This is a genomic window from Azospirillum tabaci, from assembly GCF_014596085.1.
Taxonomy (GTDB): domain Bacteria; phylum Pseudomonadota; class Alphaproteobacteria; order Azospirillales; family Azospirillaceae; genus Azospirillum; species Azospirillum tabaci.
Genome location: NZ_JACCJY010000002.1, coordinates 123,459 through 142,166 on the forward strand (window position 1 = coordinate 123,459; position 18,708 = coordinate 142,166).

16 protein-coding genes are annotated in these 18,708 nt (G+C 67.2%); 7 read left to right on the forward strand and 9 right to left on the reverse strand.

The genetic code is table 11. The features are described 5' to 3' along the window. Position 1: 1 nt before the first annotated feature. Positions 2-592, reverse strand: a complete 591-nt coding sequence (locus H0B54_RS03750) for an NUDIX hydrolase (protein WP_188259290.1) — start codon at positions 590-592, stop codon at positions 2-4. Continuing rightward, the gene (gene map / locus H0B54_RS03755; RefSeq protein WP_188259291.1) at positions 589-1,401 is read right to left on the reverse strand and encodes a type I methionyl aminopeptidase; all 813 of its coding nucleotides are present in this window, start codon (positions 1,399-1,401) and stop codon (positions 589-591) included. The genes H0B54_RS03750 and map overlap by 4 nt, the downstream gene beginning before the upstream one ends. A 158-nt stretch (positions 1,402-1,559) precedes the next feature. Between map and radA the strand changes: the two genes are divergently transcribed. The 4 genes from radA to H0B54_RS03775 all read left to right on the forward strand — a co-directional run bounded on the left by radA (position 1,560) and on the right by H0B54_RS03775 (position 6,039). Next, positions 1,560-2,960, forward strand: a complete 1,401-nt coding sequence (radA, locus tag H0B54_RS03760) for a DNA repair protein RadA (protein WP_041811042.1) — start codon at positions 1,560-1,562, stop codon at positions 2,958-2,960. A gap of 42 nt (positions 2,961-3,002) precedes the next feature. Continuing rightward, on the forward strand, positions 3,003-3,689 hold the full coding sequence (locus H0B54_RS03765; RefSeq protein WP_188259292.1) for a CvpA family protein: 687 nt from the start codon (positions 3,003-3,005) through the stop codon (positions 3,687-3,689). A gap of 100 nt (positions 3,690-3,789) precedes the next feature. Then, a complete protein-coding gene (purF, locus tag H0B54_RS03770; protein WP_094302167.1) occupies positions 3,790-5,238 on the forward strand; it encodes an amidophosphoribosyltransferase in 1,449 nt (482 codons plus the stop codon). A 90-nt stretch (positions 5,239-5,328) separates the two neighbouring features. After that, complete coding sequence (locus H0B54_RS03775) at positions 5,329-6,039, forward strand: SDR family NAD(P)-dependent oxidoreductase (RefSeq protein ID WP_014240364.1); 711 nt, start codon at positions 5,329-5,331, stop codon at positions 6,037-6,039. 46 nt (positions 6,040-6,085) lie between these two features. Here the strand turns inward: H0B54_RS03775 and der are convergent, their stop codons facing one another. The 5 genes from der to H0B54_RS03800 all read right to left on the reverse strand — a co-directional run bounded on the left by der (position 6,086) and on the right by H0B54_RS03800 (position 11,234). Next, positions 6,086-7,489: a ribosome biogenesis GTPase Der gene (der, locus tag H0B54_RS03780; RefSeq protein WP_188259293.1), complete on the reverse strand. Its 1,404-nt coding sequence runs from the start codon at positions 7,487-7,489 to the stop codon at positions 6,086-6,088. Positions 7,490-7,525: 36 nt separating this feature from the next. Further along, positions 7,526-8,908, reverse strand: a complete 1,383-nt coding sequence (locus H0B54_RS03785; protein ID WP_246472309.1) for an outer membrane protein assembly factor BamB family protein — start codon at positions 8,906-8,908, stop codon at positions 7,526-7,528. Then, positions 8,908-9,552, reverse strand: a complete 645-nt coding sequence (locus tag H0B54_RS03790; protein WP_188259294.1) for a tetratricopeptide repeat protein — start codon at positions 9,550-9,552, stop codon at positions 8,908-8,910. Before H0B54_RS03790 ends, H0B54_RS03785 begins: the two co-directional genes overlap by 1 nt. Before the next feature lie 282 nt (positions 9,553-9,834). Continuing rightward, positions 9,835-10,389, reverse strand: coding sequence for a thioredoxin family protein (locus H0B54_RS03795; RefSeq protein ID WP_094302171.1), 555 nt, complete (start codon positions 10,387-10,389; stop codon positions 9,835-9,837). A gap of 197 nt (positions 10,390-10,586) precedes the next feature. Further along, positions 10,587-11,234 (reverse strand): response regulator transcription factor, encoded by a 648-nt coding sequence (locus H0B54_RS03800; RefSeq protein ID WP_188259295.1) that lies wholly within the window; start codon positions 11,232-11,234, stop codon positions 10,587-10,589. 779 nt (positions 11,235-12,013) lie between these two features. Between H0B54_RS03800 and H0B54_RS03805 the strand changes: the two genes are divergently transcribed. Beyond that, positions 12,014-12,757, forward strand: a complete 744-nt coding sequence (locus H0B54_RS03805; protein ID WP_246472310.1) for a response regulator transcription factor — start codon at positions 12,014-12,016, stop codon at positions 12,755-12,757. 237 nt (positions 12,758-12,994) lie between these two features. Here H0B54_RS03805 and H0B54_RS03810 read toward each other — a convergent pair whose 3' ends face one another. After that, positions 12,995-13,687: a LuxR C-terminal-related transcriptional regulator gene (locus tag H0B54_RS03810; RefSeq protein WP_094302172.1), complete on the reverse strand. Its 693-nt coding sequence runs from the start codon at positions 13,685-13,687 to the stop codon at positions 12,995-12,997. Between the two features lie 490 nt (positions 13,688-14,177). Here H0B54_RS03810 and H0B54_RS03815 point away from each other — a divergent pair, with 490 nt between their 5' ends. Then, positions 14,178-14,360, forward strand: a complete 183-nt coding sequence (locus H0B54_RS03815) for a hypothetical protein (RefSeq protein ID WP_188259491.1) — start codon at positions 14,178-14,180, stop codon at positions 14,358-14,360. Positions 14,361-14,463: 103 nt separating this feature from the next. Here the strand turns inward: H0B54_RS03815 and H0B54_RS03820 are convergent, their stop codons facing one another. Beyond that, complete coding sequence (locus H0B54_RS03820) at positions 14,464-15,915, reverse strand: ATP-binding protein (RefSeq protein ID WP_246472311.1); 1,452 nt, start codon at positions 15,913-15,915, stop codon at positions 14,464-14,466. An 838-nt stretch (positions 15,916-16,753) separates the two neighbouring features. Between H0B54_RS03820 and H0B54_RS03825 the strand changes: the two genes are divergently transcribed. Then, positions 16,754-18,694 carry a potassium transporter Kup gene (locus tag H0B54_RS03825; protein ID WP_188259297.1) on the forward strand — a complete coding sequence of 647 codons (1,941 nt, stop codon included), beginning with the start codon at positions 16,754-16,756 and terminating at the stop codon, positions 18,692-18,694. The last annotated feature ends 14 nt before the right edge of the window (positions 18,695-18,708 follow it).

The following is an 18,708-nucleotide window of genomic DNA, read 5'->3' on the forward strand; positions in this document are numbered from 1 at the left end:
CTTACGGCGCCGGACGCGCCGCCGACCGCGCGAGGCTGTCGCGCAGTTCTGGCAGCAGAACGGCGCCCAGCATGGCGACGACCGGCAGCAGGGCGTAGTCGCCCTCTGCCGCCGCCGTGATCAGTTCGGCGCGGGTCAGCAACTCCAGCCGCATCTCCTCCAGATCGCCGGATTCCGCCTCGGCCACCTTTCGGGCTTTGCGGGCGTGGAACAGATGGCAGACGCAGCCGCGCTGGTTGGCCTGCACCACGTAGGAACCGAGCGCGGTCCAGTCCTCCGCGGCATAGCCCGTCTCCTCCAGCAATTCCCGCTTCGCCGCAGCCAGGGGGGCTTCTCCCGGATCGATCCCTCCCGCGGGAAAGGTCTGGCTGACGCGGCGTGGACCATGCTTGTACTGGCGCAGCATCAGGACACGGCCGTGCTCGTCCTCCACGAACATCTGAACGAAGTCGCCCTGTTCGACCTGGTAGAAATCCTCCACCCGCCGGCCTTCCGGGGTCTCGATGGTGTCGGCGTGCACCCGGACGAAGGGGCCGGCGTCGAGCAGGGTCCGGCGGCCCAGGACGGTCCAGGGCTTCAGTTCCTCGCTCATGCCGCGGCCCCATAAGGGGGCTGGGTGAAGCCCGCCGGGGACTGGGTGAAGATCTCGCAGCCCGTCTCGGTGATGCCGACCTGATGCTCGAACTGGGCGGACAGGGAGCGGTCGCGGGTGACGGTGGTCCAGCCGTCCGACAGGATCTTCACATCCGGCTTTCCGGCGTTGAGCATGGGCTCGATGGTGAAGACCATGCCCGGAACCAGCAGAACCCCGGTGCCCCGCTTGCCGAAATGGTCGACATGGGGCGCGTCGTGGAACACCCGCCCGATGCCGTGCCCGCCGAAGTCGCGCACCACGCCGTAGCGGTGGGATTCGGCCAGGGTCTGGATGGCGTGGCCGATGTCGCCCAGATGATTGCCCGGCTTGGCCTGCGCGATGCCGGCCATCATTGCCTGATAGGTGATGTCCACCAGCTTGCGCGCTTTCACCCCGATCTTCTCGCCGACGAAGAACATGCGGCTGGTGTCGCCGTACCAGCCGTCCAGGATCACCGTCACGTCGATGTTCACGATGTCGCCGTCGACCAGCGTCTTGTCGTCGGACGGAATGCCGTGGTTCACCACATGGTTCGGCGAAATGCAGCTCGCCGCCGGATAGCCGTGATAGCCGAGGGTCGCGGGGATCGCGCCGTTGTCCCGCATGAACGCCTCGATCAGACGGTTCAGATGGCCCGTGCTGACCCCCGGCACCACGTGGGGCGTGATGTGATCGAGCGTCGCCGCGGCCAGCCGCCCGGCCTTGCGAATCGCCTCGAACTCCTCCGCCCCGTGCAGCGGGATCTTCCGCGCGTCCTTGTCCGCCACCGTGTCACCTCGTATCCGTTGTTCATCATGATCTCGGGGCAGAACCTATCACCGGAACGGCCGAGAAAAGCCCCAGCTTTTTATCACCTCTGCCATAGGATTTAGAACGTCCGCTTGCTATATGTGGGGCGCTGCCGCTCCAACCAATCGCTAGACCTTTGGCAAAGCCAACCACCCGCTACGTCTGTCAGGCTTGCGGCGCGTCCTTCCCGAAATGGGCGGGTCGCTGCGACGCCTGCGGCGAATGGAACACCCTCGTCGAGGAAGCCGCCCCGGAAGCCGCCCCCAAGGGATTGGGCGTGGCACGCGGGCGCCGGCTGGATTTCGTCGGGCTGGCCGGGTCCAGCGAGGCGCCGCCGCGCCGCATGACCCGCATCGAGGAGTTCGACCGCGTCTGCGGCGGCGGCCTCGTCCCCGGATCGGCGATCCTGATCGGCGGCGACCCCGGCATCGGCAAATCGACCCTTCTCCTCCAGGCCATGGCCCGGCTGTCGCAGGAACACCGCTGCGCCTACGTCTCCGGCGAAGAGGCGGTGGATCAGGTGCGGCTGCGCGCCGTCCGGCTGGGCTGCGCCGCCGCGCCGGTCCAGCTCGCCTCGGCGACCAGCGTGCGCGACATCGTCGCCTCGCTGGACGGCACCGACGGGCCGGAGGTGGTCGTGATCGACTCGATCCAGACCATGTACGTGGACAATCTGGACAGCGCCCCCGGCACCGTCGCCCAGGTCCGGGCGAGCGCGCAGGAGCTGATCCGCGTCGCCAAGCGGCGCGGCTGCGTCCTGCTGCTGGTCGGCCACGTCACCAAGGAAGGCACCATCGCCGGCCCCCGCGTGCTGGAGCACATGGTGGACACGGTCCTCTATTTCGAAGGCGAGCGCGGCCACCAGTTCCGCATCCTGCGCGCGGTGAAGAACCGCTTCGGCGCGACGGACGAGATCGGCGTGTTCGAGATGACCGACGGCGGGCTGGGCGAGGTCGCCAACCCCTCCGCCCTGTTCCTGGCGGAGCGGCGCGGCGACGTGTCGGGCGCCGCGGTCTTCGCCGGCATGGAGGGCACCCGCCCCGTGCTGGTGGAGGTCCAGGCGCTGGTCGCCCCTTCCCCGCTCGGCACGCCGCGGCGCGCGGTGGTCGGCTGGGACTCGGCGCGGCTCGCCATGGTCCTGGCGGTGCTGGAGGCGCGCTGCGGTGTGCAGATCGGCGCCAACGACGTCTATCTGAACGTGGCCGGCGGTCTGCGCATCACAGAACCGGCGGCGGACCTCGCGGTCGCCGCGGCGCTGGTGTCCTCGCTGACCGGGGAGCCGGTGCCCGCCGACGCCGTGGTCTTCGGCGAGATCGGCCTGTCGGGCGAGGTGCGCGCCGTTGGCCAGAGCGACGCCCGGCTGAAGGAAGCCGCGAAGCTGGGGTTTTCAACGGCGATCTTTCCGGCTAGACGGAACGGCAAGAAGCCGGGGCGCGGCGACACCGGCCTGAAGTCGGTCGAGCTGCAGCAGCTCAGCGAATTGCTGCCGCTGTTCCAGGCCGGATCGGGACCCCGTCCGCCGCGCGGCCGGGATTGACACAAGCATCTGAAGCGAAAGCGCACGAGGCGTAGCGGCGTTATGGACACCTTCCCGATCAACCCGGCGGATCTGGCCGTCATCGTGGTGCTTTTGCTGTCGGCCCTGCTGGCCTTCACCCGCGGCATGGTGGCCGAGGTGCTGTCGGTCGCCGCCTGGGTCGGCGCGGCGCTGATCACGCTGAACGCCCTGCCCCACGTGCTGCCCATTGCGCAAACCTACATCCATGTCGAGATGGCCGCCTACGCCGCGTCGGCGGTGGCGCTGTTCGTCGTCAGCCTTGTGGTTTTGACAATCCTGGGCCGCGTCGTGTCGCGCGGGGTGCAGAATTCCGGCCTTTCGGCGCTCGACCGCTCGCTGGGCTTCGTCTTCGGCCTGCTGAAGGGTGCAATCCTCGCCTCCGTCGCCTATCTCTTCTTCGCCTGGCTGGTGCCGAACCCGGCGGAGCATCCGGCGTGGCTGCAGAGCGCCAAGACCCGGCCAATGCTGGTGTCCGGTGCCGCCATGATCTACGAGGTGATGCCGGAGTCGCTGCGCAAGGACGGGCTGGGCCAGATGGACATGGCGCGGGAGCGCGCGCGGCAGGCGGTGGAGGCCAAGGAGGCGTTGGACCGCCTGTCCACGCCGGTTCCCGGTGCGCCGAAGACCGGTGGTGCGTCGCAATCCGATACCGGCTATAAGGACCGGGACCGCGGCGACCTTGAGCGACTGATCCAGAACGCACGCTGAACGCCGCATGGTGCAGAGTGCCTGTGAGTAACGCCCCGCTGGCAAAGAGGCCGCCGGGGCAATGCCCTTTGGTGATGCTGTGTATGACGAGGATCTTCCGATGCTGACGACGCATCCGTTCGACGACGACAAGCTGCGCGAGGAGTGCGGCGTGTTCGGCATCCACAGCCATCCGCAGGCGGGGGCCATCACCGCGCTCGGCCTGCATGCGCTGCAGCATCGCGGCCAGGAAGCCTGCGGCATCGTCAGCCACGACGGCGACCGCTTCCATCTGGAGCACACGCTCGGCCTCGTCGGCGATCACTTCTCGTCGGAAGCGATCATCGGCAAGCTCAAGGGGCCGCAGGCCATCGGCCACGTCCGCTACGCCACCACCGGCGACACGACGATCCGCAACGTCCAGCCGCTCTACGCCGACTTCGAGTTCGGCGGTTTCGCGCTGGCCCACAACGGCAACCTGACCAACGCGCACACGCTGCGCCGCCAGCTCGTCCGCCGCGGCTGCCTGTTCCAGTCCACCACGGACACCGAGACGATCGTCCATCTGATGGCCATCGCGCGGGGCGGTTCGCCGGTGGACCGGCTGATCGAGGCGGTGCGGCAGGTCGAAGGCGCCTTCTCCCTGGTGGCGCTCACCCCGAACGAAGTGATCGGCGTGCGCGATCCGTTGGGCGTGCGCCCGCTGGTTCTGGGCAAGCTGGGCGACACCCACATCGTGACCAGCGAGACCTGCGCCCTGGACATCGTCGGCGCCGAGTATGTGCGCGACGTCGAGCCGGGCGAGATGGTTGTGCTGAACGACCAGGGCGTGCAGAGCCTGCGCCCCTTCCAGCCGCAGGGCCGCCGCTTCTGCATCTTCGAATACATCTACTTCGCGCGGCCCGACAGCGTGATGGAGGGCTCCTCCGTCTACAACGCCCGCCAGCGGATCGGCGCCGAACTGGCCCGCGAATCGGGGATCGAGGCCGACGTGGTGGTGCCGGTTCCGGACAGCGGCGTGCCGGCGGCCCTCGGCTACGCCACGCAGAGCGGCGTGCCCTTCGAGCTGGGCATCATCCGCAACCATTATGTCGGCCGCACCTTCATTGAGCCGACCGACCAGATCCGCCATCTGGGCGTGAAGCTGAAGCACAACGCCAACCGCGCCATGATCGAGGGCAAGCGGGTGGTGCTGGTGGACGACAGCATCGTGCGCGGCACGACCTCCAAGAAGATCGTCGAGATGGTGCGCGCCGCCGGGGCGAAGGAGGTGCATATGCGCATTTCCAGCCCGCCGACCTCGCACCCCTGCTTCTACGGCATCGACACGCCGGAGCAGAGCAAGCTGCTCGCCCACCGCATGTCGGTGGAGGAGATGCGCGACTTCATCCAGGCCGACAGCCTCGCCTTCATCTCGCTGGACGGTCTCTACCGCGCCATGGGCGAGGAGCGCCGCGACCCGCAGAAGCTGACCTTCTGCGACGCCTGTTTCACCGGCGACTACCCCATCGCGCTGACCGACGCGCTGGACCATCCGCCGGTCGAGGCGAACGTCCGCATCCGCGCCTGACCGCTTGACCACCGCCGCGACGGGCCGGCCGCAACCCAGCGGACCGGCCCGTTTGCCAATCCCGCTACCGAACATCGTCGAGTCGCCGCCATGTCCCGTCTTTCCGGCCGCACCGCCCTCATCACCGGCGCCTCGCGCGGCATCGGCGCCGCCGTCGCCAAGCGCTTCGCCGCCGAAGGCGCCCACGTCATCCTCGCCGCCCGCACCGTCGGCGGTCTTGAGGAAACCGACGACGCGATCTTCCAGGCCACGGGCCGGAACGCCACGCTGGTCCCGCTGGACCTGCGCCAGTTCGACAAGATCGACCAACTCGGCTACTCGATCTTCGAGCGGTTCGGGAAGCTCGACATCCTGGTCAGCAACGCCGGCGTTCTGGAAGCGCTTGGGCCGGTCGCCCATTACGATCCGAAGCTGTGGCAGCGCGTGATGGACGTGAACGTCACGGCCAATTTCCGCCTGATCCGCTCTTTCGACCGCCTGCTGCGCGCGTCCGACGCGGGGCGCGCCATCTTCGTTACCTCGGGTGCCGCGAACGCGCCCTACCCCTACTGGAGCCCCTACGGGGCCAGCAAGGCGGCGCTGGAGATGATGGTGAAGACCTACGCGATGGAAATCGCCTCGTCGAACCTGCGCGTCAATCTGGTCGATCCCGGCATCGTGGCGACCAAGCTGCGCATGCAGGCCTTCCCCGGCGAGGACCAGACCAAGCTGGCCCAGCCGGACGACGTGGCCGAGGCCTTCGTGGCTCTGGCCGAAGCCTCCTGCACCCGCCACGGCGAGGTCGTGTCGGCGCAGGGGTAAGAGGTTTGAAGGGCGGCGGCAACGGGCCGCCACCCCTCACGTTCAATCAATCGTCCGCGTAGGGGTTCTTCTGCTTGCGCAGGAGCAGCCGCACCGGCACGCCCGGCAGGTCGAACGTCTCGCGCAGATGCGCGATCAGGTAGCGCTGGTAGCTTTCCGGCAGATCCAGCGGCTTGTTCACAAACAGCGCCACGGTCGGCGGCCGCGTCTTCACCTGTGTGGCGTAGCGGATCTTTACGCGACGGCCCTCGACCAGGGGCGGCGGGTGGTGATCCAGGACGCCTTCGATCCAGCGGTTGAGCTGGGCGGTCGGGATGCGGCGGTTCCACTGCCCGTAGGTCGACAGGATCGAATCCAGCAGCGTGTCCAGCTTCTTGCCCTGCAGGGCGGAGATGGTCACGACCTCCACGCCCTTGATCTGGGCCAGAGCGGCCTGGAGCTTGTCCTCGACCTGACGCAGGGCCATGGCGCGGTCGTCCACGGCGTCCCACTTGTTCAGGGCGATGACCAGGGCGCGGCCTTCCTCCACCACCGTGCGGGCGATGGTCAGGTCCTGCTTATCGAGGATCTGGTTGGCATCGACCACGAGGAGGACGACCTGCGCCATGCGGACGACGCGCAGGGCGTCGGCAACGGCCAGCTTCTCCACCTTGGCATCGACGCGGGCGCGCCGGCGCATGCCGGCGGTGTCGACCAGCCGGAACTTGCGGCCGCGCCACTCCCAATCGACGCTGATGGCGTCGCGCGTCATGCCGGCCTCGGGACCGGTCAGCACACGCTCCTCGCCGATCAGGGCGTTCAGCAGGGTCGACTTGCCGACGTTCGGACGACCGACGATGGCGATCTGGATCGGGCGCGCGCGCTCCTCGTCGGTTTCCGGCTGGTCGCCGACGGGCAGTTCCTCCTCCCCCTCGCCCCTGGCGGGGGCCGCGGCCTTCTCGACCGCCTCCGGTTCCGGCGGGGCGTAGGGCAGCAGGGCTTCGACCAGATCGGCCATGCCCTCACCATGCTCCGCCGACAGAGCGAGGGGGTCACCCAGGCCAAGCTCGAAGGCCTCGTAGAGGCCGGTCATCCCCACCTTGCCTTCCGCCTTGTTGGCGACGAGGATCACCGGGGTCTTGCTCTTGCGCAGCAAAGCCGCGAAATGGCGGTCCAGCGGCGTGATGCCGGTGCGGGCGTCCACGATGAACAGCGCCACGTCGGCGCGTTCCAAGGCGCGTTCGGTCTGGCGGCGCATGCGCGCCTCCAGGCTGTCGTCGGTGACGTCCTCCAGGCCCGCGGTGTCGACCACGGTGAAGGACAGCCCGCCCACGCGGGCGGGGGCCGAGCGCCAGTCGCGCGTCACGCCGGGCGTGTCGTCGACCAGCGCCAGCTTCTTGCCGGCCAAACGGTTGAACAGAGTCGATTTGCCGACATTCGGCCGACCGACAAGAGCGACGGTGAAGGACATCGGGCCGGGGGCCTTATAAAGAACCAAGGGTGGCGATCAGCGGTACGCCACCAGCGTACCGTTCTCGCCCAGGACATATAGGGTGTTGTTCGCCACGACCGGGGGCAAATAGGTGGAAGCCGGCAGCGAATAGCGGGTCAGCACCTGCCCGTCGCTGGGCGACAGGGCCAGCATCTGGCCGTTCGATCCGGTGACGTAGAGCTTGCCGCCGGCCAGGACCGGACCCGACCAGGTGATCGGCCCCTTCTTGTCCTCCGGATCGGTGAACGGCGCCAGCTGCGTGACCCAGCGGGCGTGACCGGCCTGACGGGTCAGGGCGACCAGCTCCGAATCGTTGGTGACCACGAAAATGTAGTCGCCGGCGAGCCAGGGGGTCTGGGTGCCGCCGATCTCGGCCTCCCACAGGCGGATGCCGATGCGCTCGTCGATGGCGACCATGCGGCCGGAATGGCCGATCGCGTAGACGACGCCGCGGTCGATCACCGGGAGGCCGCGGATGTCGGCAAGGCTGCTCAGGGCGCCACTGCGGCGGACGGCCGCCAAGCTCTCCTGCCACGCCACGCGCCCGTTCTCCGGACGCAGGCCGTACAGCTCGCCGGAGGAGTAAGGGGCGACGATCAGGGTCGGCGAGGCCGCCGGGCTGACGGCGCCCAGCAGGCCCGCCGTCTCCAGGATGCCCTGATGGGACCACTGGACGGCGCCGTCGGAAGCCGACAGGGCCGTGAGCTGGTTGTCCAGCGTCAGGACGAGGACTCGCCCGCCTTCAACGGTCGGAGCGCCGCGCACCGGACCCGGAACGCGCTTGCGCCAGACGATCGACCCGTTGGCGGGATCGACCGCAACCACCTCGCCGAAGCCGGTGGCCGCGAAGACACGCCCGTCGGCGTAGGCGACGCCGCCGCCGCTGGCGCCGCCGCGCTCCTTCTCCGGCTTGGTGTCGATCCGCCAGAGCTGGCGCCCGGTCCGCTCGTCGAGGGCGGCGACGTGCGAGTCGGCGTCCATGGCGAAGATGCGCCCGTCGGCGATGACCGGCGTCGCGAGCAGCGAGCGGGAGCTGCTGGCCCCCGTTCCAACATCGCCGCGCCACGCCTCGCCGGGCGTGGCCGACAGAGCGAGGTTGCCGCCGGCATGGTCCGGCGTGCCGCCGGGCTGCGCCCAGGCCGGGTTGGCGACGGCGGTCGGCAGGGCGATCGGCGTGCCGGTCAGCCGCTGGTCGACCTCGACCTTGCGCTCGCGCGTCAGGACGGACACCCGCTCACCCGGCAGGGGCGGGTCGGGGGTCTTGCCGAACCACCCGCTGACGGTGTCGCAGCCGCTGAGCAGCACGGCCAGCAGCGGGGCGGAAAGCAGGGCGGTGCGCAGGGAGCGGCGCTTTGCGGTCGGGAGCGCGGTCGGGGCGGCCATGGGAATGCGGGTCATCAGCTCTTGCCGTAGAGGGTGGCGAGATCGGCGGCGCGGGACCGGACGCCGGCCGGAGCCTGCGAGTCGTCGGCCAATTGCTGGAACAGGGTGCGCGCGCGGTCCTTGTCCCCGGCGCGGGCGGCGAGCACGGCGCTCATCTCGCGGGCGGAGAAGCGCCAGGGACTGTTGTCCGCCGTCAGCGGCTGGAGCCGCGCCTGGAGCTGCGCTGGAGCGCCGGATTCGAGCTGGTGCATCACCGACAGCAGGGCCGCCAGCTCGCGGTAGACCGCGCCGGCGCCGGCGTTGCCGGACAGCTTGTCGTAGACCGCCACGGCCTCCGCCGTCTTCCCCTCACGGGCCAGCAGGGCGGCGGCGTTCAGCTGGGCCAGCGCGGCCATGCCGGGATCGGCCTTGCCAGCGAAGGCGGCCAGAGCCTCGACGCCCTTGTCCGGCCCCTGGGCGGCCTGGGAGAGGGCGGCGGCCAGGGCCGTCGTCTCGCTTTGCTTCTGCGACTGCTGCCAGTTGCGCCAGGCGACCGTGCCGCCCGTCGCGGCGACGACCGCCAGCGCAGCCGCCAGCATGATGCCGCCGTAGCGCTTGAACACGCGCTCCATACGGTCGCGGCGCAGATCCTCGTCGACTTCGCGGAAAATATCGCTCATGGCTCTACAGCGGCATCCTACGGCACGAAAACCGTTACAGCGGGGATTGCGCCCGCGCGCGGCTGCGGCGGGCGGTTCTGATGGTTCAAAGGGCCGGATAGCATTGGGCGCCGCACGCGGTCAAGGCGCAACGGCGCCCATCCGGGCATTTAAGCGGATTGCAATCCGCTTTGGGCCGCGACGGCGGTCCCGGTCGCGCATGCGACCGCAGCCCGCCGGCGAACGAGGCGATAAGAGTCTTAATCGAACGGCAGTTCGCTTAAGGCCACGCTTTGGGCGGATTCAGGCGGGAGTCCTCCATTTGATGGAGCAACCCATGCTGGGGATCTGGTCGGTCGGCCCCTGCCCCGTCTGGGCGATGCGGACCATCGCGTGGAACAGTTCGCGCGGGGCGTCCGGGATCGGCTCGCGCCTGGAGGCGTCCAACCGGCCGCGGTACTGCAGGCAGAGGTCCGCGTTGAAGCCGAAGAAGTCGGGCGTGCAGACGGCGCCGTAGGCCCGCGCCACCTCCTGCGTCTCGTCGAGCAGATAGGGAAAGGTGAAGCCGTGTTCCGCCGCGAAGCGCTTCATGTTGTCGAAGCCGTCGTCGGGATAGGCGTCGGTGTCGTTGGACATGATGGCGACGGCGCCGATGCCATGGGCCTTCAGCGCGTTGACCTCCTCGACGATTCGCCCGATCACCGCCTTCACGTACGGGCAATGATTGCAGATGAACATGACCAGCGTGCCGCTCGGTCCCTGGACGTCGGACAGGCTGTAAGTCTTTCCATCGGTTCCCTTCAGGCTGAAATCCTCCGCCTTCCGGCCGAAGTCGCACACCGGGGTTTCCGCCGCCATCGTTGTCTTTCCTCCTCGTGGGCCCATGAGCACGCCGCCGGCGCGGCGCGGTTTGGTGCGTGAGTATATGAGGTGAGGCGAAAGCCGGAATCGAAAAGGCCGCGGCGGCACCTTGTTCGTGCCTGCTCGCGGCCCTGTCGGTCTCCAACCCGGTTTCTTGCTTCCCGCCCTGCCCCGTACGCTTCGGACCCGACCCCTTACGAGGCCATCGCGGCGGCGGCGATCACCGCCTGGGTGCGGTTCTTGACGCCCAGCGACTTGAAGATCGCCGTGACGTGGATCTTCACCGTGCCCTCGGACAGGCCGAGCTCGTAGGCGATCTGCTTGTTCGACTTGCCGGCCCGCAGGCAATCCAGGACTTCCCGCTGGCGCTGGGTGAGACCGTAAGCGCTGCGCTCCGCACCATCCAGGCGCCCGCGGCGCGGCGCGGCGTCAGAGGCCGCGGTCGCTGCGGTGAGCGCACCGGGGGGCACGTAGATGCCGCCGGAGAAGACGAGGTTCAGCGCGCCCATCATCACCTTGACGCTGCTGGACTTCGGAATGTAGCCGGTCGCGCCGTGATCGAGCGCGCCGCGGATGTCGCTCAGCGCCTCGGAGGCGGAGATCACCACCACCGGCACGCCGGGCTGGAGGCTCTGCACCTCGCGCAGCCCGTCGAAGCCCGGCCAGTTCGGCATGTGCAGGTCCATCAGCACCACGTCGAACCCGCCGCCGACGCGGCATTGCTGAAGAACCTCGTCGAAGGTGCCCGCCTCGACGAAAATCGCGTCCCCGTGAAGCTGCTCCAGAAGACGGCGCAGGCCTTCGCGAAAAAGGAGATGGTCGTCACCGATCAGAATTTTCATGGCCCCGTCCGCCTTCGTTTTTACCCGTTGCTTCGGATCAGCCCACCCCGGACTAACCGGGCCACCCCGTTGGCGATCCAACTACCCTTTCGCCCCGTGGCTTGAAGAACAGCTACCACATTCGGAAGAGGGCCAATATACGGACAAGGGCCATAGGTCATTTGCGGCGCGAAATGACCTGCCTATACTGCGAAGGCCGACTGAACAAAGCAAGAACTAAGACCTTTTATCTATACCTCTACACGAAAGAAAGCGGCAGCGAAATTTTTTCCATGTTTGGTTGTTCAAAGTGACGGCGGCGAGGGCGGCCCGTGGAGAAACACCCAATGCGCGCAGAGGATTAGCGCCAATGATCGAAATGCGTGAAAACCTACCCCTTCGGTGCGATGCCTTGTACGGATGGCCAGCGCTTTTCCTGCGTGAATGCCCCACTCTGCCGCACACGCCTGTACTGGCCTTTCAGCGCAGCCCGTCACAAAAGAGTTATCGCTTGGAGGGATCCGGTCGCCATTCAGATGCGCTTGACGATCTTGAGTGATCGTCTATCGTTTGATTTACGTGTTACACGCCTAATTTATAAACTGTTTATCACAGTGTCAAGTTTTTTTCCAGGTTTGATGGATATATACCTGAAATTCGATGCAGTCTTTAAATGAACTCACTTCAGTAAAGACACAGAGCGCCGACGGATAGAGAGCACGAGACAAGCCTAAAACACAGGCGGCGATAATGCCCGACAAGGGCCTGCCGTGGATGCCTCCTCCAAACAGAGCTGACCCATGCACATGAACCATGAGTACGCCCAAGAGAAAGCATCGCACTCGACCCGCAACGCGGTGACCCCCATGCACGTCTGCCTGATTCTCGACAACAATTCCCTGACCGACACCGTGGTACAGGCGCTTGACCGGGCCGGTCGCCATCGTGTGACCGTCTTCCACGACATATCGGAACTGACGCAGAGCACGCTGACGCCCGACGCGATCCTGATCGGCCTTCAGCAGTTCACCGCGCTGCGCGAGAACGAACCGATGGTGTATCTGCGGCTGTCACGCCGGTCGCGGATCGTCGTGGTGCTGTCGTCTCGGGAGTTGCTGGACGCCGCACACATCCTGGCCTTCGCCGATGCGTGGGTGTTCGAGGACATCAACGTGGACCGCATCAACGAACTGTTGGATCTGGGGCTGGAGGGGCATTGTCTGATGCCCAAGCAGTTCCTGTCCCGGCTGGGCGTCGATGAGATCCGGCTGACCTTGCTGCCGCGGCTGTCGGAACCGGAGTTCGAAACCCTGCGCCTGCTCGGCCAGGGACTGAACAACCGGACGATCGCCAACCAGCTCGATCTGTCCGAGGCGGTCATCAAGTCGATGGTGCGAAGCGTCCTGTCCAAGCTGCACTTCCGCAACAGAACGGAAGCCGGCGTCTTCGCCGCGCGACAGCAGGGCGCGTTGCAGTCCGCCCGGGAAGGCATGGTGCCGCCGCACGTACACGCGGCCCCGGCCCACCGGACCGGCACGTCCTGACGCCACGTCGGACGCGCTTCCCTTTGACCAACCGAAAGAATCCCGGCCACCGTGCCGGGATATTTTCTGTCCGCGCGGTGGTTTCCATCTGCGCAGTGGTTTCCCTTCCAACCGCCGCACGCGCATGCGCACCGCCGCATGGCCCCATGCAGAAACGCCGGACCGGCCCGTCACCCCGAAAGGGAATGGCGGGCCGGTCCGGCGCCTGCACCGGTGACAATGATCGCGGGAGAGCGGTTACTGGTGGGCCGCCGCCGCGGTCACCGCACCGGCCCCGGCCAACTCGCCGCCGATGCCGTTGTTCAGCGCCCAGATCGCCGCCTGGGTGCGGTTGGAGGCGTTGATCTTGCGCAGCAGGCTCTTCAGATGAACCTTCACCGTCGCTTCGGTGATGTTCAGGTGGTTGGCGATCATCTTGTTGCTGTCGCCGTTCAGCAGGCAGCGCAGGATCTGGACCTCCCGCTGCGACAGGCCCTTGCGCGACACCGGCATGTCGGTGCCGTTCCCGTTCACCCGGCCGGAGATCAGCAGAGCGGCGAGATGGGTCGGAAACACCTTTTCGCCCATCATCACCAGGCGCAGCGACTGGGCCAGCGCGTCGGACGACAGGTCCTTCATCAGGTAGCCGTCCGCTCCGGCCTCCAGCGCGTTGGCGAGGCGGCGGGTGCACAGGTCGCTGGTCAGGATGACCATGCGCGCCTCGGGAAGCTGGGCGCGCAGGCGCCGCATGCCGTCGGCCTCCTCCTCGCCCCCATTCACCAGATCAAGCAGGATGAGTTGCGGACGCAAGCCGTTCTCCACGGCGTTCAGCGCCTCGCGCAAGTTCCCCGCCTCGGCGGCGATCTGAAAGGGTGAATCGTCGAGAAGCCTCTTCAGGCCTTCGCGGAACAGCTTATTGGAGTCGATCAGAAAAGCACGCACTGGTTCCATTGGTCAGCTCCCGCGATTTTTGAGAAATTGCTCTGACTCCCTGGGCAATTTTGTAGGTTACCAATCACCCGAGGTTTCCCCACCCGTGCCCCACCGATGGCATTGACGTGCCGATATTTTGGATGACCTTACCCCTGTGTCGCGCAACACGGTACCACTCTGTGGGATTAAAAGAAGAACGCATTGGGCATATGCGCAAAGCTACTTTTAATCATGGAGTACCGCGTCTCTTTTAAAGTATTCCCCATCTCCGATCGAATGGATACTTTCTGGCTTTTCTACCACTTTCTTGCACGCAGATGCACGCTTTGGATGCGCGGATGGGAAAGCCGGTTCATGTGGGTTGCCGAAAGTTCCCACTCCCAAACGGACAGGAGGCACTCATGCCGAAGAAGCGCATCCACCCCTTGCCATCCGCGTCCTATGATCGCCGCCGCCCCTTCACCGTAGGTCATAGCACCATGCGGAGGGAGCGCTTTCAACGGATGCGGTGCGTGGTTCGATGTGGACGATGATCGGCGCGGCGGCGGCCGGCTACCTGCTGCTTCTCGCCAGAAGCGCCTGGAAACAGGGGGAGATGCGCCAGTTCCTGCGCAGCCTCGCCATCGTGGTCGCCCTGTGCGCACTGGTCGCCGGAGCGGTTCTCGCCGCGATGCTGCTCGATTCGCGGTGAGCGTCGGGGACCGACGGGAAACCGGATGCCGGACGCACGAAGGCCCCTCCCCGCGTGACAGCGGAAAGGGGCCTCCCCGGACCGGTCTGCCGTGGATGGACGGTCAGATCTGGCCGCGCTCGTGGGCCTGCCGCATCAGCACATACTGCCGCATCATCTGATTGCGGAAGCGGTAGCGGGTCCAACCCGGCTCGACCACCGGAGCCAGCACGCCGCCATACTCCTCCCGGCAGAGCCGCTCCAGGATGCCGAGCGCTTCCTTGGTCGGCGGAACGCCGCCCGGCCCGGCCAGTTCCTTGGGGTCGAAGGTTCCGTAGGAGTCCGCCGGGCACAGGGCGCAGGCCAGCAGCACATCCTCCAACTCGGCGCGGCGTTCGGCGGCCAGCGCGCGGGCGTAGGAGTCGACGATGCCGCGCTCCGCCTCCTGGAGGCAACGGGTGACGGCGTAGGCGAGGTCGTCCCGCTCCACCACCGTCGAGCCGCGGCTGACCGCGCTGCGGGCCGCGTGCAGGCCAAGAAGCTGGGCGTAGTAAGGCAGACCGCGGACGAACTCGCAGATGCGGTCCACGGCTTCCGGAGCGAAGGCGATTCCGGCGTTCTCGGCGCCCGCGTTGATGAGCCGCCCGATCTCCACATCGGTCATCAACGGCAGATGCACCGGCACCAGAGACCGCTGGATCGACGGATGCTTGCCCAGCAGCTGGTCCAGGTTCTCCGCCACGCCGACCACCAGCAGCGTCACCGGGATCGAGCTGTCGGTCAGGTTCTTGAACAGCTCGGCCAGCTTGTTGCGGAAGTCCTCGTCGGTGATGCGGTCATACTCGTCGAGGATCAGCAGCACATGGGTGGCGTGAATGCCCGACAGAACCTCGTTCAGCTCCGTCACGCTGAATCCGCCCTCGGGCAAAAGCTCGTTGAAGCTGGTGAAGCTGCGGCGCGAGGCGAAGGGGTTGTCGATGCCCGACCGATAGTAGGTGGAGGGGATCTTCTTCAGGAAATGGCGGAAGATGTCCTCGAAGCTCAGCTCCGCGCTGCACGTCAGCTTCAGCGAGAGGTAGCCGGCCTGACCGGCGATCTTCTCGATGGCGTTGGCGACGGAAGTCTTGCCGCGGCCCCGGTCGCCGAACAGGATGACGTGCGCCCGCTCCTCCTCGATGGCGGAGATGATGCGCTTCAGCGTGTCGGTACGGCCGATGAACAGCGAATTCAGCTGCTGCTTGGGCCGCGTCGGCGTGAAGGCCTCGCGCAGCAGGCCGTTCAGTTCGGGGGTGAGCCCCTTCAGCATGGCCGGCGCACCGACCGCCCCCGGTCCACGCAGGCCGCCGTTGACGGTCATGGTGAAGCGTGGAAGATCCGTGTCGGCAGGAGCCTGGCCGCGCTGGCCACCCAATCCGCCGCCGGCGCCGAGCGGGCTGTTCAGCGGATCGTGCCGCAAGCCCGACGGGCCGCGCATCGTCTCGCCCAGCCCGCCGCCACCGAGCCCGGTGCCGGCCGCTCCGCCGACCGGCCTCAGATGCGGTGCCGGACGGCCCGCGAGGGGGCTCTGGGATTGCATCGGCGGATGGCCGTGAGCCGCATTGCCCGGGGAGGAGCCCGGTCCGGCCGCTCCACCACCCGTGATGCCGCCACCCATGGACATCCGGTCATCCGCATCGGCGGTCGCCCGCCGCTTCCGAAAGAAGTTTCGCATCCGTCCCGATCCCAGAATTCCGCGTTGTCGTCACCAGCCGGCCTCGGCCGGTGGTCTGGTCGTCACGTCGCCCGCCCCGGCCCGGCTGGCCCCGGCTTAGCTGGAGGTGCCCGGCGGCGGCGGTGGACGCATTCCGGATGTAAGCGATGCGTCGCCAAGGGTTGCGTGGGATTTCGGATTATTATCCGGAGGAGGCCCAACCCTTATGGCGACTCCTTTCGGGCGGTTCGGCGCCTCAGAAGCCGGCGGCGTGGCCCAGCAGAGTCCAGACGAACAGGGTGCCGAACAGGGCCGTCAGACCGGCAAGCTCGCGCAGGAATACCAGGACCGACATGGCAATCTCCTTTCATCGATGGCGGCACCGCGCCGGGCGATGGTGAAACGCTCAATGACAGCGTCGATGCAGGAAAACGTATCAGAACAAAAAATGAACGACAAGCGCTATGTTCTTTTTTTGTTCTTTTCAGGGCTCCGCCACACTTCCGGCCCCGATTCCGCTCCTCATTCCGGCCCTGATTCCCGGCCCCACTGCCGGTCACATCGGTCCCCGTCGCCTTGCACGCCGTGGCTGGCGGCCCCGCACCACCGGAACCATATGGTTTTGTGGGGAACGGTTGATGTAAGGAGAAGGTTCGCGGCCGAAGCGTTCCGCCCGCAAGGAGGGACTCCCGAACCGGACCGCGATCCGAACGAACGGACCATCATGGACAGCGCCAACCAGCAAACCGGCGACGGACCGAACGGCGCCGCTCCGGCCCCCACCTCCGCTCCGCCGGGCCATCCCCCTCAAGCCAACCGCATGCCCGCCCTCGTCCTGGGGGCGCTGGGGGTGGTCTACGGCGACATCGGGACCAGCCCGCTCTACACCATGCGGGAATCCTTCTCCCACACCGGCTTGCCGCTCGACGAGCCGACCATCCTCGGCATCCTGTCGCTGGCGACCTGGGCGCTCATCATCGTCGTGACGCTGAAATACGTCCTGCTCGTCATGCGGGCGGACAACAAGGGCGAGGGCGGCGTTCTGGCCCTGGGCACGCTGGCCCACCGCGGACTCAGCTCCAGAGCGGGCAACCGCGCCATCATGGCGCTGGCGATCCTCGGCATGGCGCTGTTCTACGGCGACAGCCTGATCACCCCGGCCATCTCGGTGCTGAGCGCGGTGGAAGGGCTGAAGGTCGTCACCCCTGCCCTGTCCCCCTACATCGTCCCGATCACGCTGGCGGTGCTGACCCTGCTGTTCCTGTTTCAGCGTCAGGGCACCGGCCGTGTCGGCATCTTCTTCGGCCCGATCATGGGGCTGTGGTTCGCCACTCTGGCGGTGTTGGGCCTGATGCAGGTGCTGCACTGGCCGGACGTGCTGCGCGCCTTCAACCCGCTGTACGGGGCGGCGCTGTTCGTCGACCACGGCTGGGTGGCCTTCCTGACGCTGGGCGCCGTGGTCCTGGCGGTCACGGGGGCCGAGGCGCTCTACGCCGACATGGGCCATTTCGGGCGGGCGCCGATCCGCATCGCCTGGCTCTACCTCGTCCTTCCGGCGCTGCTGCTGAACTACTTCGGGCAGGGCGCCATGCTGCTGCACGAGCCGGAAACGCTGGAGAACCCCTTCTTCCATCTGGCGCCGGACTGGGCGCAGCTCCCCCTGGTCCTGCTGTCCACGGCGGCCACGGTCATCGCCAGCCAAGCGGTGATCTCCGGCGCCTTCTCACTGACCCGGCAGGCCGTGCAGCTCGGCTACCTGCCGCGGCGCGAGATCCGCCACACGTCCGAGCATGAGGTCGGCCAGGTCTACATCCCGCGCAACAACTGGTTGCTGCTGATCGGCGTGGTGATGCTGGTGATCGGCTTCGGGTCCAGCAGCAATCTGGCCGCCGCCTATGGCGTGTCGGTGACGGGGGCCATGGCCATCGACACGATCCTGGCCGCCGTTGTGGCGTGGCGGCTGTGGCGCTGGAATCCGCTGCTGGTCGTGGCCGCCTTCTCCATCCTGCTGGTGATCGACCTCGGGCTGTTCGGAGCGACCCTGCTGAAGGTGCCGGATGGCGGCTGGTTCCCGCTGCTGATCGCGGCGGCGGTCTACACGCTGATGACCACATGGCGCCGGGGCCGCCGCATCCTTGCCGAGCGGCTCTACGCCGACGCCCTGCCGATGGACCTGTTCCTGCAGCGCGTCTCGCCGCAGTCGCCGCAGCGCGTGGCCGGGACGGCCGTCTTCATGACCGGCAACCCCGACGTCGTCCCCCACGCCCTGCTTCACAACATCAAGCACAACCGGGTGCTGCACGAGCGGGTGGTCGTCATGACCGTGATCATGGAGGAGGTGCCCCGCGTCTCCCTGGATCGCGCCGTCATGGTGGAGAAGCTGGGCAAAGGATTCTTCCGGGTCATCCTGCGCTTCGGCTATCTGGAGCAGCCGCACATTCCCCGCGCGCTGGAGCGGTGCCGCCGCTTCGGCCTGCATCTGGACATGATGGAGACGTCGTTCTTCCTGGGCCGCGAGACGCTGATCCCGTCACGAACCACCGGCCTGCCGAGCTGGCGCGAGCCCGCCTTCATCCTGCTGTCGAAGACGGCCCTGTCGGCAACGGAGTTCTTCTGCATTCCGCCGGGCCGCGTGGTGGAGCTGGGCACACAGGTGGAGATCTGACGGTCAATCTTGCC

Coding starts and splice junctions, on each gene's coding strand:
- H0B54_RS03750 (WP_188259290.1), bottom strand. CDS start 592: ATGAGCGAGGAACTGAAGCCCTGGACCGTCCTGGGCCGCCGGACCCTG.
- H0B54_RS03765 (WP_188259292.1), top strand. CDS start 3,003: ATGGACACCTTCCCGATCAACCCGGCGGATCTGGCCGTCATCGTGGTG.
- purF (WP_094302167.1), top strand. CDS start 3,790: ATGCTGACGACGCATCCGTTCGACGACGACAAGCTGCGCGAGGAGTGC.
- H0B54_RS03775 (WP_014240364.1), top strand. CDS start 5,329: ATGTCCCGTCTTTCCGGCCGCACCGCCCTCATCACCGGCGCCTCGCGC.
- der (WP_188259293.1), bottom strand. CDS start 7,489: ATGTCCTTCACCGTCGCTCTTGTCGGTCGGCCGAATGTCGGCAAATCG.
- H0B54_RS03785 (WP_246472309.1), bottom strand. CDS start 8,908: ATGACCCGCATTCCCATGGCCGCCCCGACCGCGCTCCCGACCGCAAAG.
- H0B54_RS03790 (WP_188259294.1), bottom strand. CDS start 9,552: ATGAGCGATATTTTCCGCGAAGTCGACGAGGATCTGCGCCGCGACCGT.
- H0B54_RS03795 (WP_094302171.1), bottom strand. CDS start 10,389: ATGGCGGCGGAAACCCCGGTGTGCGACTTCGGCCGGAAGGCGGAGGAT.
- H0B54_RS03800 (WP_188259295.1), bottom strand. CDS start 11,234: ATGAAAATTCTGATCGGTGACGACCATCTCCTTTTTCGCGAAGGCCTG.
- H0B54_RS03805 (WP_246472310.1), top strand. CDS start 12,014: ATGCACATGAACCATGAGTACGCCCAAGAGAAAGCATCGCACTCGACC.
- H0B54_RS03810 (WP_094302172.1), bottom strand. CDS start 13,687: ATGGAACCAGTGCGTGCTTTTCTGATCGACTCCAATAAGCTGTTCCGC.
- H0B54_RS03820 (WP_246472311.1), bottom strand. CDS start 15,915: ATGCAATCCCAGAGCCCCCTCGCGGGCCGTCCGGCACCGCATCTGAGG.
- H0B54_RS03825 (WP_188259297.1), top strand. CDS start 16,754: ATGGACAGCGCCAACCAGCAAACCGGCGACGGACCGAACGGCGCCGCT.